The organism is Clostridioides sp. ZZV14-6150, assembly GCF_020657875.1.
Lineage (GTDB): Bacteria > Bacillota > Clostridia > Peptostreptococcales > Peptostreptococcaceae > Clostridioides.
The window spans coordinates 1-16,625 of record NZ_JAGWDA010000011.1; the positions used below are offsets into that span (position 1 = coordinate 1).

General features: G+C 28.9%; 17 protein-coding genes and 2 riboswitches. Of the genes, 15 read left to right on the plus strand and 2 right to left on the minus strand.

Annotation, left to right across the window (positions count from 1 at the left end; all coding sequences use genetic code 11):
* Positions 1-156 precede the first annotated feature (156 nt).
* Together KGF41_RS13235 and KGF41_RS13240 are read right to left on the minus strand one after the other, a co-directional pair.
* A complete protein-coding gene (locus KGF41_RS13235; protein ID WP_227856729.1) occupies positions 157-1,482 on the minus strand; it encodes a hypothetical protein in 1,326 nt (441 codons plus the stop codon).
* Positions 1,483-1,612: 130 nt separating this feature from the next.
* Positions 1,613-1,783 carry a hypothetical protein gene (locus tag KGF41_RS13240; protein ID WP_227856730.1) on the minus strand — a complete coding sequence of 57 codons (171 nt, stop codon included), beginning with the start codon at positions 1,781-1,783 and terminating at the stop codon, positions 1,613-1,615.
* Here KGF41_RS13240 and KGF41_RS13245 point away from each other — a divergent pair.
* From KGF41_RS13245 to KGF41_RS13315, 15 genes are all read left to right on the plus strand, one after another.
* A complete protein-coding gene (locus tag KGF41_RS13245; RefSeq protein WP_227830087.1) occupies positions 1,771-2,322 on the plus strand; it encodes a PTS transporter subunit EIIB in 552 nt (183 codons plus the stop codon). The two genes, KGF41_RS13240 and KGF41_RS13245, sit on opposite strands and share 13 nt — an antisense overlap.
* 397 nt (positions 2,323-2,719) lie before the next feature.
* A complete protein-coding gene (locus KGF41_RS13250) occupies positions 2,720-3,454 on the plus strand; it encodes an enolase N-terminal-like fold-containing protein (protein ID WP_227830086.1) in 735 nt (244 codons plus the stop codon).
* A gap of 4 nt (positions 3,455-3,458) precedes the next feature.
* A complete protein-coding gene (locus KGF41_RS13255) occupies positions 3,459-4,469 on the plus strand; it encodes a FecCD family ABC transporter permease (protein WP_413841418.1) in 1,011 nt (336 codons plus the stop codon).
* A 1-nt stretch (position 4,470) separates the two neighbouring features.
* Positions 4,471-5,250 carry an ABC transporter ATP-binding protein gene (locus tag KGF41_RS13260; RefSeq protein WP_227830085.1) on the plus strand — a complete coding sequence of 260 codons (780 nt, stop codon included), beginning with the start codon at positions 4,471-4,473 and terminating at the stop codon, positions 5,248-5,250.
* A gap of 19 nt (positions 5,251-5,269) precedes the next feature.
* Entirely contained in the window at positions 5,270-6,358 is a 1,089-nt protein-coding gene (locus tag KGF41_RS13265) for an ABC transporter substrate-binding protein (protein ID WP_227830084.1), read from the plus strand.
* Positions 6,359-6,476: 118 nt separating this feature from the next.
* Complete coding sequence (locus tag KGF41_RS13270; RefSeq protein ID WP_227433850.1) at positions 6,477-7,172, plus strand: GTP-binding protein; 696 nt, start codon at positions 6,477-6,479, stop codon at positions 7,170-7,172.
* Complete coding sequence (locus KGF41_RS13275; protein WP_227830083.1) at positions 7,162-8,217, plus strand: ATP-binding cassette domain-containing protein; 1,056 nt, start codon at positions 7,162-7,164, stop codon at positions 8,215-8,217. The genes KGF41_RS13270 and KGF41_RS13275 overlap by 11 nt, the downstream gene beginning before the upstream one ends.
* Positions 8,201-8,968: a Rossmann-like domain-containing protein gene (locus KGF41_RS13280; protein WP_227856731.1), complete on the plus strand. Its 768-nt coding sequence runs from the start codon at positions 8,201-8,203 to the stop codon at positions 8,966-8,968. The genes KGF41_RS13275 and KGF41_RS13280 overlap by 17 nt, the downstream gene beginning before the upstream one ends.
* A gap of 2 nt (positions 8,969-8,970) precedes the next feature.
* Positions 8,971-9,669 carry a methyltransferase gene (locus KGF41_RS13285; RefSeq protein WP_227830081.1) on the plus strand — a complete coding sequence of 233 codons (699 nt, stop codon included), beginning with the start codon at positions 8,971-8,973 and terminating at the stop codon, positions 9,667-9,669.
* A gap of 209 nt (positions 9,670-9,878) precedes the next feature.
* Positions 9,879-10,016, plus strand: a riboswitch (cobalamin riboswitch).
* Between the two features lie 161 nt (positions 10,017-10,177).
* Positions 10,178-11,758 (plus strand): ABC transporter substrate-binding protein, encoded by a 1,581-nt coding sequence (locus KGF41_RS13290; protein WP_227842811.1) that lies wholly within the window; start codon positions 10,178-10,180, stop codon positions 11,756-11,758.
* Positions 11,758-12,705, plus strand: coding sequence for an ABC transporter permease (locus KGF41_RS13295; RefSeq protein ID WP_227856732.1), 948 nt, complete (start codon positions 11,758-11,760; stop codon positions 12,703-12,705). The genes KGF41_RS13290 and KGF41_RS13295 overlap by 1 nt, the downstream gene beginning before the upstream one ends.
* A 1-nt stretch (position 12,706) precedes the next feature.
* A complete protein-coding gene (locus KGF41_RS13300) occupies positions 12,707-13,543 on the plus strand; it encodes an ABC transporter permease (protein WP_227830078.1) in 837 nt (278 codons plus the stop codon).
* 13 nt (positions 13,544-13,556) lie between these two features.
* On the plus strand, positions 13,557-14,507 hold the full coding sequence (locus tag KGF41_RS13305) for an ABC transporter ATP-binding protein (RefSeq protein WP_227842812.1): 951 nt from the start codon (positions 13,557-13,559) through the stop codon (positions 14,505-14,507).
* Positions 14,491-15,255 (plus strand): ABC transporter ATP-binding protein, encoded by a 765-nt coding sequence (locus KGF41_RS13310; protein ID WP_227850597.1) that lies wholly within the window; start codon positions 14,491-14,493, stop codon positions 15,253-15,255. Before KGF41_RS13305 ends, KGF41_RS13310 begins: the two co-directional genes overlap by 17 nt.
* 112 nt (positions 15,256-15,367) lie before the next feature.
* Positions 15,368-16,189, plus strand: a complete 822-nt coding sequence (locus KGF41_RS13315; RefSeq protein WP_227830075.1) for a class I SAM-dependent methyltransferase — start codon at positions 15,368-15,370, stop codon at positions 16,187-16,189.
* Between the two features lie 119 nt (positions 16,190-16,308).
* Positions 16,309-16,488, plus strand: a riboswitch (Lysine riboswitch).
* Positions 16,489-16,625: the final 137 nt, after the last annotated feature.

Below are 16,625 nucleotides of genomic sequence, written 5' to 3' on the forward strand. Positions count from 1 at the left end.
TTTGATTTGGATATATTCTAAACTTAAAAGCTTTCATCTGTATCATTTCTTCACCTCCTTTTAATTTATATTACAGGTTTACATCTCCACCCTACTTACGTTGAGGATGGAGTATTTCGCCTATCTTTGATAAAATGTTTTTATGTACTCTAGATTTTAATGTTTATTTTCTGATATAAATAATTTGTATACCCTCTCAGGTCTACCTTTTGTTGAGTTTTGTTTTTCGTATAATATAGTAGCATTTCCAGACTTTAGGAGACTACTTAAAAATCTATTGGCAGTTCTTACTGTTACATTTAAACATGAAGATAATTCCTTGGGAGTAACTTCATCTCTTTGTAGAATTTCAGTAACAGATATAATCTTTTGAATAGTAAGAGTAGATAATTTAGAATTTTTGGCAATTGTATTTATGTGTGGAGTTACTTTATTTGAAACAGTAAGTAATTTATCACATAATAAAGGTCCTATTGTCTCATAACTTTCATTAACTAAGAAACTGTAGTTTAAATGATTTATTTTAGATTCCTTATTAGCACTTATGGCGTTAGACATAGCTTGTTTTATATCATTACCAATTCCATACCCAACACATACTTTAAACTCTATACTATTTTCAATAAATTCTTTTATATAACATGTAGTAAAATTTTTGGTTAATGATTTAATAGTGTCGCATTTAGTAAAAATTTTAAAAGAACTACTATTTTTTTCAATTATAAAATCAGTTAATTTGTCTTTTTTTACAGTATTCAATATTTTATAAATTTTATCTATATTATAATCATCATAGTTTGTATCTTTAGCTGTTATATATATTACACTAGGTTGGTTTACCTTCATTCTATGCAGATGAATGTCCTTTATTAATTCATTAAAAGTACTTTTTAATAAGTTTATGTCAGGATATATAAAATGAAAATTTACTCCTGCATCTTGTAACATAGGAACAATACTACTAAAACGAGTAGTAGAAAAATCAATTTTACCTTCATCCCATAACTTAATATGTTTTTTTGCAATATTTTTTTCAAGTTCTGCTATATCAGATAAACTCATTTTGGATGCATTTTCATTAATACTATACATTAAATCTCCAAAAGTACCATTTGATAAATAATATGATATGTCTTTTGGATTATCTGCCCAGTCCATTAGGTCAAAGTATGCTCTAGAAAAATCTAATGTATTGTATTTAAAAATAAGTTTTAGAAACGTATCATAATAACTTTGTAAATCAGTACCAAAATCAACTAAAGGTTTTTTTATAGTACCAGCTTTTTTTGTAATAGCTTCCTTAGGGATAGGGCCACTAACTGCAAATCCATCAAACTTATCTTCGATTTCTAGATACAAATCTCCAACATGAGAAAAATCTTTATAAATATATATTTCAATTTCTGCATTAATATTTAACTTTTTTATAGAGTTCTCTACAAACTCCTTTAAGAATTCAGTTGTTATGATTGCTATTTTCATAGACTACTTCCTTTTCAATTAGTATAATTATTTCATATTAGGTATTACTTTTTCTAGCTCTGATAAAACAATCTCTCTTTGTACTATTATATATAATAATATCATGACAAAATATTTATTGTCTAACTAATTATAATCTATACAATATGAATGATAAATTACAAGTACTTTCTGGAGCAATGATGATTCCTGTTATATTACTTGTTGTAGCAGGGGTATTTATAGGATTAGGGTCAGTTTTTGCAAATATGGAAAACGTTTCTGTCTTAGGGTTTATATGGAAGTATATTGATACCAGCAATAGTAACAGCCATATTGGTAGGGGTAACAGAACCAATAGAGTATACATTCTTATTTGTTGCACCATTATTGTACTTTGTAGTATATGTATCGCTAGCAGGATTAACATATGTATTTACAGAAATGTTTAATGTTTCTATAATGGGAGAATCATTTAGAAATATGTTTCCTAACTTGTTACAATCTCAAAAAGTGGGTACATTACCTTTATTATTTTTAATACCAATATTCTTTATAGTTACTTATGTAATATTCAAATGGGCAATTAAGAAGTTTGATATAAAGACACCAGGAAGAAGTTCAGAAGAAGTTAAGCTTTATAGTAAGAAAGAATACAGAGAAAGACAATCAGTAGATAATGTTAAAGCAGTAAATAATGGTGCAGTAGAAGATACAGTAGAAGACAAAGATACAGAACTTGTACATTCTATAATAGAAGGTCTAAGAGGAAGTGGTAATATAAAAAATATTACAAACTGTGCAACTAGGCTTAGAGTAGAGTTAAACTCAATAGATGGATTCTATGAAGATGGTTTCTAGGTAAATGATTTAGGTGCAAGCGGAGTAGTTAGAAAGAAAAATTCAGTTCAAGTTATATTTGGTCCAAGAGTTATCACAATAGCAGCAGAAGTTAAAGCTGTATTAGGTGTAGATTAATGGGTATAAAGCCGTGCAAATTAGATTAGTTTGCATGGCTTTTTTAGTTTCAAGAGTATTATAGTTATTTTGAATTTATGGAAAACTTGTGCATAATAGTCATATCTACTAAATAAACTGATGACTTTAAAATAGGACTGTTAAATTAAGAAATACGGAAGTATAAAAAAATGAAACATAACAAAACATAATAAAACATAACTAAAATTATAAAAAAATATAAAATATTATAGCTAAATAGTATAAAACATAATATAATTACTTTGAAGGGGGTGACAAAATGTGGGAATTTTATAATAATTTAATAGATAAAGTACCAGAAAACATAAGAGTAAAAGATTTTGTTATAGGTTCAGAGTTTGCTATGGTAATAACAGATTATGGAGCAGGTATTAGTCATTTATTATGTGATAAAAGATTTTCTTTTGAAAACGATATAAAAATAAATATGTCTTTAAAAGATTTATGCACGTCAATTAAGTCTTGGAATTTTATAGAGGCTAGTTTAGGATTAGCAGCAATAAATTCTTATTATAATCAGAATATTTGCAATAAAACATCAAAAGTAGAGAAAATTAATCATCATTTTATTTCCATGATTGATGATTCATCAAAAAAAATAGCAGTAGTAGAGGGAAATCTTAAAAATAAAAATAAAATTAAATTTAGATATGATGTGGATTTTTTCAATAGAAAAATAGAAGAAGGTGATTACAACATATCAGCATATGGATATTTAGTAGAAAACTATGATAGTACATATTTAGGTGGAGACTTAATTATTAATAAACATTTAATAAAAATAGCCAATGATTCACTTAATAAAGAAAGCGTAATTTGTGATATATCGACACCTATATCTTCAGATTTTAAAAAAATAGGTATAAAAAATATAGGTGGATTTGTTGTAGAGGATATAGACAAATGTTTTAATTTAGTAAAAATAAGTGCACCTTATGAGGATATTGAAAAGACAGGTAAAATGATGAAAATAGTAGGGGCAGAAAGGGATTAAATAAGTGAGTAAGAGTGTAAGAAGTAATAAATTAATTATGCTTTGTTTAGTTATTATATTGATTGTATTGATATTAGTATCGTTAGCACTTGGAAAATATCCAGTAGAGCCTCATCAAGTATTTGGAATTTTAGTTTCAAAAATATGCAATATAGATAAGTTTTGGACAGATAGCATGGAAACTATATTTTTAAATGTTAGATTGCCAAGAATAGTACTTGCATGTTTAGTAGGTGGGGCATTGGCAGCTGCAGGAGCATCATATCAATATATTTTTTTAAATCCTATGGCATCACCAGATATACTAGGGGCATCATCTGGAGCAGCATTTGGAGCAGCTTTAGCGCTATTTCTTTATAAAAGCGGTAGAGAGGTTACTGTTAGTGCATTCATTTTTAGTTTAATTACTGTAATTTTAGTTTATTTGATAAGTGAAAGAACAAAGGGAAGTAAAGTGTTAGGCTTAATTTTATCTGGTATTATGGTAAGTTCATTATTTTCTTCAGGTACATCTTTTATAAAACTTGTAGCAGACCCTAATGACCAGTTACCTGCAATTACATATTGGTTGATGGGGAGTTTATCAGGAGCTAAAATATCTGATATAAAATTTGCAATTATTCCTATGCTAATAGGTATAGTACCTCTAATACTTATTAGCTGGCAAATAAACACATTGACTGTAGGAGAAGATGAGGCAAGAACAATGGGGATAAATACAAAGCGTATAAGATTTATTACTATTATATGTGCTACACTTTTAACTTCTGCAAGTGTTGCTGTAAGTGGAATGATAGGTTGGGTTGGTCTTGTAATACCACATTTATCTAGAAGATTAGTTGGAAATAATTTTGTTTATTTATTGCCAACATCAGCTATGTTTGGAGCATCGTTTTTGTTGTTAGTTGATAATGTATCTAGAAATTTATGGACTAGTGAGATACCTATAGGTATATTAACATCATTTATTGGTGTACCATTTTTCATATATCTGATTACGAAAAGGGGGGATTAATATGATTTTAGAAGTTAAAGATCTCAGTTATTTTTATAAAGATCAAAATGTACTTAATCAAATATCCTTTAATGTTGAAGGTAGTCAGTTACTATGTATATTAGGACCTAATGGTGCAGGGAAAAGTACTATGTTTAAGTGTATACTTCAGTTATTAAAAGGATATAAAGGTGAAATATTATTGGATGGAAAAAACTTGAAGGATTATAAAATTAAGAATCTAGCAAGAAAAATAGCTTATATCCCTCAGTCTCATAATCCTGTGTTTAGTTATTCCGTTGTTGAAATGGTATTGATGGGAACAACATCACAAATTTCACCTATGTCTAAACCTACTAAAAAACAAATGGAAATAGTTGAAGAATCTTTAGACAAAATAGGAATTTCCTATTTAAAAGATAGGAGTTTTGTAAATTTAAGTGGAGGAGAAAGACAATTAGTACTTATTGCGAGAGCTTTAGCTCAAAACGCAAAGATACTTATTATGGACGAGCCGACCTCTGATTTAGATTATGGGAATCAAATCAGAGTATTAAATACAGTAAAAGAATTAACGAGGGATGGATATATAATAATTCAGTCAACACACAATCCAGACCAGGCCTTTTTGTATGCAGACAAGGTTTTAGCTTTATACAATCATGAAATATTAGCTTTTGGTGTGCCTAAGTACATAATTAATTCTGGTCTAATTAAAAAATTATATAACGTAGATGTAGAATTAAACAGTTTATATGATGATAAAATCAGAGTCTGCATACCAAAAAGTGTAACTATATAATTTACTTAAGGGGGATAAAATGAAAAAGAAATTATTATCATTGTTATTGGTACTAACTTTAGCAATAACATCTTTAGTTGGATGTACATCATCAAATGATGATGTTAAAGGTGAAAAAGAGGATAAAAACGCATCTAAAACAATAATGTTTACTGATTCAGTAGGTAGAAAGGTTGAGATTCCAGCAAATATTGAAAAAATAGCACCTTCAGGAAGTTTAGCACAAATCGTACTATTTTCAGTGGCACCAGATAAGTTAGTTGGATTATCAGGAGATTGGACAGATGATTCAAAAGACTATGTGGATAAAAAGTATACTAGTCTTCCTGTTTTTGGTCAATTTTATGGTAAGGGAGATTTAAATATGGAAGCCCTTGCAGCAGCAGAACCACAAGTAATTATTGATATAGGTGAGAAGAAAGGTAGCATGAAAGAAGATTTAGATTCTATACAAGAACAAACAGGTATACCAACTATATTTATAGAAGCTACAACTGCTAATATGTCAGAATGCTACACTAAGCTAGGAAAAATTTTAAATGTAGAAGATAATGCAAAAGTATTAGCTGATTACTGTAAAACTACTTATGATACAACTGTAGAAACGATGAATAAAATAGGTGATAAGAATAAAGTAAACCTTGCTTATTGCTTAGGAGATACAGGAACAAATGTAATCGCAGAAGGGTCTTTCCACTCTGAAATTATTAATATACTTGCAAATAATGTTGCAAAGCTTGATGACCCATCAAGTAAAGGCAATGGAAATGAAGTATCATTAGAACAATTATACTTATGGAATCCAGATGTAATAGTGTTTGCACCACAGAGTATATATAGTAAAGTAGGAAGTCAGGCTGAATGGCAAAAAATAAGTGCTATATCTAGTAATAAATACTATGAAGCACCAAGCACTCCATATAATTGGATGGGATTCCCTCCATCTGTAAATAGATATATGGGTATGATTTGGTTATCTGAAATACTTTATCCAGAGCATTTTAATTATGATTTAAAAGAAAAAACAAAAGAATTTTATAAGTTATTTTATCATGTTGATTTAAGTGATGGACAATATAGCAAATTAACTAAAAACGCTATTAAATAGTATATAGATATAAAGTTATTAAATAATGTATAGACATAAAGTTAATAAATAATATATAGACGTAAATTAGAAGAAAGTAGGATTTTACCTACTTTCTTTCATAAAAAGGGGAATTGATATGAAACTAATTACAGTAGCAGGGCCACCATCATCCGGAAAAACATCTGTTATTCTTCATCTAATTAAAGCTATGGAGGCAGAAGAAAATAAGGTTGGAGTAGTAAAGTTTGACTGCCTTACATCTTTTGACCAGATTAGATATGAAGAGAATAATATACCTGTTCAAATTGGACTTTCTGGTAAAATTTGTCCAGACCATTTTTTTATAAGTAATATTGAAGATGCACTTTATTGGTCTAAAAAATTAAACTTAGATATTTTAATTACTGAAAGTGCAGGGCTTTGTAATCGTTGCTCACCATATATAAAAACTATACCAGCAGTTTGTGTAATAGATAATTTATCAGGGATAAATACACCTAGAAAAATAGGACCAATGCTAAAATATGCTGATATTGTTGTAATTACAAAAGGAGATATAGTATCACAAGCAGAAAGGGAGGTATTTTCCTTTAATGTACGTCAAGTAAATTCAAAAGCTAAGATAATATTTATAAATGGAATCACAGGACAAGGAGTGTTTTTACTTAAGAAATATTTAAGTGATATAAAAGAAATAACTACGCTTAGAGAAAAGCAATTACGTTTTACAACACCAGCATCAGTGTGTTCTTACTGTACTGGAGAGACTAGAATTGGAGAATCTTATCAAATGGGAATGATAAAGAAAATGGAGTTTGACTATGAAATATGATAATTATGAAAATTTACTAAACATGTCTATAGAAGAGATAAAAGAAAGCTATTCTATGGCCTTTGATTTTTTCTTAAATTATAATCTAAGTAATATAGATGACTCAATTGCTTTTAATAATTTAATAGAATCTTTAGATGAGGAATTTTATATAACTTTTGGTATAGAAAAAGAAGAATTATATATTAAATTGGTGGAGTTTTTAAAAGAATTTGACCAAGATGAAGAGAGCTTAAATATAGAAAGTATTACTATTAATGGTGGGTACAATAAGCTAAAAGAAAAAGAAGCTATTTCGTTGAAAATAAAGGCTGGAGAAATTATAAGTATTGTTGGACCTACAGGCTCAGGAAAAAGTAGACTGCTAGAGGATATTGAATGTTTAGCCCAGAGAGACACTCCTACTAACAGACAAATATTAATAAATGAAAGTGTTCCAAGTGATGAAACTCGTTTTGTTATGGATGGAAAGTTAGTAGCTCAACTTTCACAAAATATGAATTTTGTAATGGATTTAACAGTAGAAGAATTTTTACAAATGCACTCTAAAAGTCGTTTCTGTAAAAATCAAGATGACATAGTAAAAAAATGCTTTTATTGTGCTAATAAACTAGCTGGAGAAAAATTTGAATTAACCACAAAAATAACTCAATTATCGGGAGGTCAATCAAGAGCTCTTATGATATCGGATACTGCATATATGAGTTCTTCACCGATAGTTTTAATTGATGAAATTGAAAATGCAGGTATAGATAGAAAAGAAGCTCTAAGACTATTATCTAAAAAGGAAAAAATAATTTTGATTTCAACACATGACCCTATATTAGCTTTAAATGCTGATAAAAGAATAGTTATTAAAAATGGTGGAATTTCAAAGGTAATATCTACGACAGATGAAGAAATAGAAAGTATTAAATACATAGAAAGCTTAGATAATATTTTACTAGATATTAGGCACAAGGTTAGAAAAGGTGAAGTCTTAAATAGAAAAGAAATAAAAAGTATTGTACAGGAGGAGGTAACTGGCTTTGTGGGAAATTTATGATGATTTAATAGAAGGAATTCCTAAGGATATAATCGTTGAAGATATAGCTGTTGGGCAACATAATATTTTAGTAAGAAGTAGTGTAGGTAGTGGTATCGGTTTTGTATATAATGAAGATGGGCGTCCTCCAGAGTTCGTAAAATCTTTTAAAGGAAAATCTTTATATGAAATAGCTGGATGTATTAAGTCTTGGAATATCACAGAATCAGGAATTGGCTTAGCTGCAATAAATTCTTATTATAATTCTGTAAAAATTTCAAAAGAAAATAATATAAAGTTAAATGAAAACAATTTTATAGAAGATAGAATTAATGACCCTTTTATTTCATACCAAAATATGATAAGGGGGAAAAAGGTAGCGGTTATAGGTCATTTTCACTATTTAGAACAACTATTTGCACCTGTGTGTGATTTATCCATAATAGAAAGTGAAGATATATATGGTGATTATCCAGAGACTTCAGCACCATATATCTTACCTGAACAGGACTTTGTAGTTATATCTTGTTACACATTAAGTACAAAAACTTTTCCTTGGTATTTAGAATTAAGTAAAAATGCTTATGTGGTATTGGTAGGTCCAGCAACTCCAATGGCACCTATATTATTTAAGTATGGAGTAAATGATTTATCAGGATTTGTAATTAAAGAACATGATAAAGTAATGAGCATAATAAGTGGAAATGAGAGAAACAGTATGTTTTACAGTACAGGTCAGAAAGTAAATTTAAAAGATAGTGGGGAAATTTAAGTATGAGAATGAATTGGAATGATACTACAATAAAATCTTTTGTTGATGCAAGTGAATATACTGGTTTTCACAAGATATTAGCTAAAGAAATAATTCCATACATCAAAGATAGCCAAACTTTTTGTGATGTAGGTTGTGGATTAGGTTTAATAGATATGTATTTAAGCGAAGAACTAAAAGATATAACTTGTATTGATATAAACCAAAATGCTATAAATTACTTAGAAAAATCAATAAAAGACAATAATATAAACAATATTAGATATATGGTCAAAGATTTTAAAGAGATAAATACAAGATTTGATACTATATTAATTTCATTTTTTTCATATGAGAATATAGAATTTTTTACTGAACACTGTGATAGATTAATTGCAATTGTTAATGATAAATCCAAAACTCATATTCCAGTATCTAAGAAAAGAATGGACATGGTAGAAAGACATAGTTCAAAAAATTTAAAATCATTATTAGATGAAAAGAAACTTAAATATGAATTAATACCATTAAGTCTTGAATTTGGACAGACATTTACCTGTAAAGATGATATAGTCAGGTATGCTAAGTCTTATGATGAAGGCGGAGAGTATGAAACTATATACAATCATATTATGAAAAATGTAGTTAAAGGAGATAAAGTAGCTTATTACCTTCCGTATGAAAAAAATATATCTGTTTTTATAATAGACTTTAATAGATAGATAATTGTAAATTTTAATTTAAATATTTATATTTCATAATAAAGCTTAGACACTTAGTTTGTAACATATACAACTAGTAAATATAAATACTAAATTAAAAGTAGTATTTTTATCAGATGAATTACTATATATTTATAATTTTGCATATAGTGCTATATTTTGATTTAAGTTGACAATTTATATAAGATTGCATACAATTAAACTAAGAATTGAATAAACGTATTTAAAGAGTAGGGAAGTTGGTGAAAATCCAACACGAACCCATCACTGTAAGCATGGATAAATTCTACATAGCCAACAGATGTTATTTAGAAAGGCTGAGAAAATGAAATGTAAGTCAGATACCTACATTAAATATTAGTAAATAAATTTAGAGGGGAGCAACTAGATTTATTGTTTTGTATATGGAATTTAGAATTTAAAGTATACATATTAAAATGGGATGTTATAGCATTATTTGCTATAACTTTTTTTATGCTCATATTTCTAAATAAGGGGGAAATGTATCATGAGGAAGATTTCAAAAGGGAAGTTGAGTAGTATAATTTTAGCAGTTATGCTGATGTTATCATTGCTAACAGGGTGTAGTAAACCAGAGGAAAATAATGATGTTAGTAAGATGAATAATGAAAAGGAAGTAGTTTTAGCAGCAGCTAGGGATTTGGCACCAGGTGAACAAGATGCTTATTACACAAGTTCTATACTTTATGTTTGGGAACCGCTAATAGGATTGGGTGATGATGGAAAACCAAAGGCAGAACTTGCAGAAAAGTGGTCAAATTCAGATGATTATAAAGAATGGACATTTACAATAAAGAAGGGTGTAAAATTTCATGATGGTGTAGATTTGAATGCAGATTCAGTAGTAAAAAACTTTGAACGTTATATGAATATGAAAACAAAATCCTCACCTTTTTATTCGTTTGATATAGAAAAGACATATCCTAATTTACTAAGTGTGGATAAAGTTTCTGACTATGAAGTTAAACTTACTTTTAGTAAACCAATATCAACTTTAATATACAACATGGCTAGATTTGGAAGTGCTATGTATAGTCCAGAGTGTTTTGATATAAAAACGGGAGATTTTACTAAATATGCACAAGGAACTGGTCCATTTAAGATAAAAGAAAGAGAAAAAGAACAATTTGTTTTGTTAGAGAGAAATCAAGACTATTATGGAGATAAAAGTAAAGTTAAAAATGTAAGAGTAAATGTAATTAAAGATGCACAAACTCGTTACACAGCACTTAAATCAGAGGAAATTATGGGTGTTATGGATTTAGGGGCTATTACTCCAGAGTTAGCTAGTGAGCTAATAAAGGATGAAAACTTTGAGATTAAAACATCTCCATCAACAATAACTCAATTTGTATCTACAAACGGTACTAGGGCACCATTTAATAATGTTAAGATAAAAGAAGCACTAAGTTTGTTGTTGGATAGAGAAACTATAGTAAATAAATTTTATGGAGGATATGGAACTCCCACTATGAATATATTGAATCAAGGTTCTCCTTTTGCTAAGGAAATTAAACCTGTTTATGATGCAGAAAAAGCAAAAAAAATCATAAAGGATGAGTTAAAAGGGGAAACAAAAGAGTTAGAGTTTATAATACCATCTTATGGTGTAGACCGTTATCCATACAAAACTGTAGCAGAGTATATACAATCTGTATTAAGTGAAGTTGGATTAAACTCTAAAATAACTATACTTGATGGAGCAGCTTTTAAGGAAGCACAAAAAACAGGAAATTATGATATAGCACTTCACACTCAAGGGCTTCCAAATGCAGAACCATTTTCTATATTTGATAGTTATATGAGAAGCACAGGGTCAAGTAATATAGCTTATTCATTGGGCTATAAAAATGAAAGAGCAGATGAATTAATAGGTCAATTAGAAAAAACAATGGACTTAGATGAAAGAAGTAAAATATATAATGAACTTCAAGATATATCAGCAGAACATCCATCAGCTATACCATTATTTGAAGATGTTAACTTAATTGCCTATAATAAAAAAATAACTGGGTACAAACCTACATTATATGGAACTACATTAGCAAATATGGAGTGGAGTAAGTAGTGAAAACACCATTTAAATATTTAATTAGAAGGATATTGATGACTATCCCTATTTTGATAGGAATAACTTTTCTAGGATTTATATTAGGGGTTATAGCACCTGGTGACCCAGCGGTTGAATATTTAAGCATGGATGGTATTTCTGCTCCTACAGATGAAGAAATAGAAAGAGTTAGAGAAGAATTAGGGTTAAATGATAATATTATAGTTCAGTATATTAATTGGACTAAAAAAGCTATGACTGGAGATTTAGGACTTTCCTATATCAAAAAGACATCTATCACAGAAGAGATATTAAGAAGGTTACCAATAACCTTCTCTTTATCTTTAATGGCTATATTTTTTGTTATAGTGTTATCTATACCACTAGCTATAATCATGGCTTTAAAAAAGGATTCAACGATAGATAAGATTGGCACTTTTGTATCATTGCTTCTGACATCTATTCCAGGGTTTTGGTTAGCTATTATCATGTTAAGTATATTTTGTGAGAATCTTAGATGGCTACCTACAAGTGGGTATGGTACAATTAAACATTTAATAATGCCTGGATTTGTTTTAGCAGCTGGAACTATAGGAACTGTAGCAAGGCTAAATAGAGCAACTTTAATAGAAAGTATAGGACAAAACTATATAACAGTGGCAAAAGCTAAGGGCCTGCCAAATAAAATAGTTATTTTTAAGTATGCTTTTTTAAATTCATTAATGCCTATTGTAACTGTTCTGGGAAATTATTTTGGTGCTATTTTAGGAGGCTCCACAGTGGTTGAGGTTATTTTTAGTATTCCAGGTATGGGAAGCTATGTAATACAAGGAATAATGAGTAGGGATTATCCAGTAGTGCAAGGATATGTGCTATTTACAGGGATTATATTTATAGTGTTTAATTTAATTGTAGATATATGTTACCTATTTCTTAATCCTAAAATGAGGGTTGGAGGTAAATAATATGGATAAATTTAAAGAAATGTTATTTATACATAAACTAGCTTTTTTAGTGCTAATAATTATGATACTTGTTGCAATGTTTGCACCAGAGTTAGCTCCATATGACCCTAATCAAGTACAAATGGAGGATAGGTTAATGGGGATTTCTAGAGAGCATATACTTGGAACAGATACTCTAGGTAGAGATATTCTAAGTAGAATATTATATGGAGCCAGAGTATCCATATCTTTAGCTTTTTTAGCAAGCCTATTAACAATGCTATTTGGTAGTTTTGTAGGTATAATAGCAGGATATTGTGGTGGTATAGTAGATACGATAATCCAGTCTATTGTAAATATATTTCAAGGTCTTCCCAGTCTTAGCTTTATGATTGCTCTTGCTGGAGTTCTTGGACCAGGTATAAAAAGTTTATTAATTGCAATAGTATTTACTTCCTGGGCTGGTTTTTCAAGAGTAGTTAGAGGAGAGGTATTAAAGGTAAAAGAAGAAAAATATGTTGAAGGTGCAAGAGCATTAGGTGCTAGTCATCTTTATATAATTTTGCACTATATAATTCCAAACATATTTGCTCCTTTTATAGTACTATTTACAATAAGGATAGGAAAAAGTGTACTTTCTATGGCATCGTTAAGTTTTTTAGGTCTAGGAATACAACCTCCACAAGCCGATTGGGGTGTTATGATAAATGATGCTAAGACTCATTTTAGAAGCTATCCAAATCTATTATTAGCACCTGGTTTTAGTATATTATTATTGTGTTGCAGTATAAATTTAATTGGAGATGCACTAAGGGATATGTTTGATGAAAAAAGCAACTCTTTAAGCCAATATCTTTAGAAGGAATAAAACTATGAATAGAGATATAAGTATAAAAGGTTTAAAAATTCATTTTAATACTAAAGAAGGAAAAGTAAAAGCTGTAGATGGAGTATCTAGAACCTTTCAAAGTGGTAGAATTACAGGAATTATTGGAGAAACTGGAAGTGGAAAATCGGTGCTAGGACTAGGAATTTTGAACCTTGTATCTAATAATTCAATTGTTTCAGGCAGTGTTTTATATGAAGAAAAAGATTTGCTAAAAATTAAAGAAAAGGAAATTAGAGAAATCAGAGGGAAAAAAATAGCGTTAATCCCCCAAAATCCATCAAGTTCTTTTAATCCAATATTGAAAATAGGAAGTCATATGAATGAACTTTTTTATTATCATGGAAAAGAGAAAAAGAATTCTTGCAAGAGTAAAAGTTTAGAGATATTAAAAAAATTCTTTTTCGCAAATAGTGAGTTGGTTTATAATTCGTATGGATTTCAGCTAAGTGGAGGTATGAGTCAAAGGGCATTGGCAGCTATAGGGACATCATTAAAACCTAACTGGATAATTGCAGATGAACCAACTAAAGGGTTGGATGCAATAATAAGAAAGCAAGTATATGAAGTATTTTATGATTTAAGAAATAATATGGGTGTTAGTATGATACTTATAACTCATGATTTAATGCTGGCTAAAAAGCTTTGTGATGAAGTTGTAGTTATGTATGCAGGTAAAATCATAGAAGAGGGTCCAAAAAATAGTATATTTAATAATCCACTACATCCTTATACAAGAGGTTTAATCGATTCACAGCCAAATGAAAAATTAATACCTATTGAAGGGATAGCACCAAGTTTAACAAACTTACCAAAAGGATGTAGATTTTCTCCAAGATGTAAGGTTGCAAAAAAAACATGTATTGATTATGAACCAAGACTATTTGATGTTAATGGTTCAAAGGTGAGGTGTTTTCTTTATGATAAAAGTTTGTAACCTTTATAAGGAGTTTAAAAGCGGAATAATCAATAAAAAGATAGTCAAGGCGGTAGATGATGTATCATTTGAAATAAAAGAAGGAAAAACATTAGGTCTTGTAGGAGAAAGTGGATGCGGAAAATCAACTTTATCAAGGCTTATTTTAAGACTTATTAAATCTGATGGAGGTAAAATTTATTTTAATGGTAGAGATATCAGTAATTATGATTTTTCTCAAATGAGGGATTTAAGAAAAGAGATGCAGATAATATTTCAACATCCAGATTCTGCCCTAAGCCCTAAAAAAACTATATATGGGAGCCTTGTGGAGCCATTAAAAATTCATAAACTCTACGAAAAGAATAAAGCAAGAGAATACATAATGGAATACTTAAGTTTTGTTGGGCTTAGTGAGGAAATTTTAAATAGATACCCACATCAAGTAAGTGGAGGACAAATACAAAGAGTTGCTTTAGCTAGAGTCCTTTTATTAAATCCTAAATTTATGATATTGGATGAACCTACATCAATGCTAGATGTATCTGTGCAAGCTCAAGTTATACAGGTTTTGAAGAAAGCTCAAAAACAGTTTAATATAACCTATTTATTTATATCTCATGATATAGACTTGGTAAAAGAAGTTAGTGATGAGGTTGCGGTCATGTTAAATGGCAAGATAGTTGAAACTATAGAGGCTAAGGAATTGTATAAAAGTGCAAAGCATGCTTATACTAAAGAGCTTATTGAGAATTTCACTAATTTTTAAAATATAGTAATCAATTGTTTAGTCAATCAATTATTACATTAGTAAGAGTAGTTTTTTGAGTATAGAAAATTACAAATCTTGTCCCTAACACTTTTAGAAAGGAAGATTAAGCATGTGTTATAAAAATATAGATTTTGAGAAAAAATGGCATGAGTATATTGAAAGTAAAGAAGGATATGCAAGAGAAAGAGCTTTTGATGATGAAGCGGAAAGAATATTTTTCAAAAAATTATCTCATAAATATGATGATAATCCAACACTTTATGATTATTCAAAAGAAGTATTTGATTTTATAGATGAGTTAATAGATGAAGGAAAAAATCTTATAGAAATTGGTGCAGGTACTGGAAAATTTACTATACCACTTTCTAAGAAATGTAAAGGTGTAATTGCTAATGATTTTTCAATAGATATGCTTAATGTGCTTGAAGGAAAGATTAGTGAACATAATATAACTAATATAGACACAGTACAAGGGAAATGGGAAGAGATTAATGTTGGGCATAGTGATTATATTTTATCTGTGAATTCTCTTTATCGAATTTGGGATATTAAAGATGCTTTGAGTAAGATGGATAAGTTAGCTAGAGAAAAAGTGATTATAGTGAGAACTATTCAAAAACCATTATTTAATGATTTGTATATGGATTTAGGTGATAAAGATAGAACTTGTCCAGATTATATATATATTCCAAATATACTACATTCTTTAAATATATGTGCAGATATAAAATTTATTGATGTTGAAAATGAAATTGAATTCAATAGTATAGAGGATATACTTTTTAAAATGGAAACAGAATTAAATAAAAAGATTAACATTAGTGATATGTTAGATAAGTATATAGACAATATGATAGAAAAAAGAGAAAACAAATATATTTTTAAACATAAAACTAAAGTTGTAATTATATACTGGAATAGTATAAGTTAGATTTATTAATATTATCAAAGCATAGAAACTCTTCTGAAAATATTTACAATCTCGACACATTATGCTACAATTATTTAGAATAAATAAAATTTAATAAGAATTACCTCATCTAATAAAAAGATTGAGGTAGAGGTCGCATTTACTAAGATTAATATTGAAGAGGTTGGAAGCCAATGAAGCAATATAAAAGGAGTAAGTGCCGAAGTGCTAGTGTCCAAAGCTAGTGCTGGGGCTGTATTTAATAAGTACAGCACTGTCATCAAAATTATCCCGAATTTTGATGGAGAGCTATCTTAACTAAGATAAAGGGAAGGTGTAGGTATATTGTATTTAGCGCATTTAGCTCAACATGTATCCATGTTGAGCTTTTTTACATCTATACAAAATAGGATAGAAAAGGGAAGCAATAATAAAATATTTTAATTTAAAAAGTGGG

What these genes read in the sequence shown, in the direction of transcription:
- KGF41_RS13260 (WP_227830085.1), top strand. Translation starts at nt 4,471, where the DNA reads ATGATTTTAGAAGTTAAAGATCTCAGTTATTTTTATAAAGATCAAAAT.
- KGF41_RS13275 (WP_227830083.1), top strand. Translation starts at nt 7,162, where the DNA reads ATGAAATATGATAATTATGAAAATTTACTAAACATGTCTATAGAAGAG.
- KGF41_RS13250 (WP_227830086.1), top strand. Translation starts at nt 2,720, where the DNA reads ATGTGGGAATTTTATAATAATTTAATAGATAAAGTACCAGAAAACATA.
- KGF41_RS13290 (WP_227842811.1), top strand. Translation starts at nt 10,178, where the DNA reads ATGAGGAAGATTTCAAAAGGGAAGTTGAGTAGTATAATTTTAGCAGTT.
- KGF41_RS13285 (WP_227830081.1), top strand. Translation starts at nt 8,971, where the DNA reads ATGAGAATGAATTGGAATGATACTACAATAAAATCTTTTGTTGATGCA.
- KGF41_RS13235 (WP_227856729.1), bottom strand. Translation starts at nt 1,482, where the DNA reads ATGAAAATAGCAATCATAACAACTGAATTCTTAAAGGAGTTTGTAGAG.
- KGF41_RS13315 (WP_227830075.1), top strand. Translation starts at nt 15,368, where the DNA reads ATGTGTTATAAAAATATAGATTTTGAGAAAAAATGGCATGAGTATATT.
- KGF41_RS13305 (WP_227842812.1), top strand. Translation starts at nt 13,557, where the DNA reads ATGAATAGAGATATAAGTATAAAAGGTTTAAAAATTCATTTTAATACT.
- KGF41_RS13310 (WP_227850597.1), top strand. Translation starts at nt 14,491, where the DNA reads ATGATAAAAGTTTGTAACCTTTATAAGGAGTTTAAAAGCGGAATAATC.
- KGF41_RS13270 (WP_227433850.1), top strand. Translation starts at nt 6,477, where the DNA reads ATGAAACTAATTACAGTAGCAGGGCCACCATCATCCGGAAAAACATCT.
- KGF41_RS13300 (WP_227830078.1), top strand. Translation starts at nt 12,707, where the DNA reads ATGGATAAATTTAAAGAAATGTTATTTATACATAAACTAGCTTTTTTA.
- KGF41_RS13265 (WP_227830084.1), top strand. Translation starts at nt 5,270, where the DNA reads ATGAAAAAGAAATTATTATCATTGTTATTGGTACTAACTTTAGCAATA.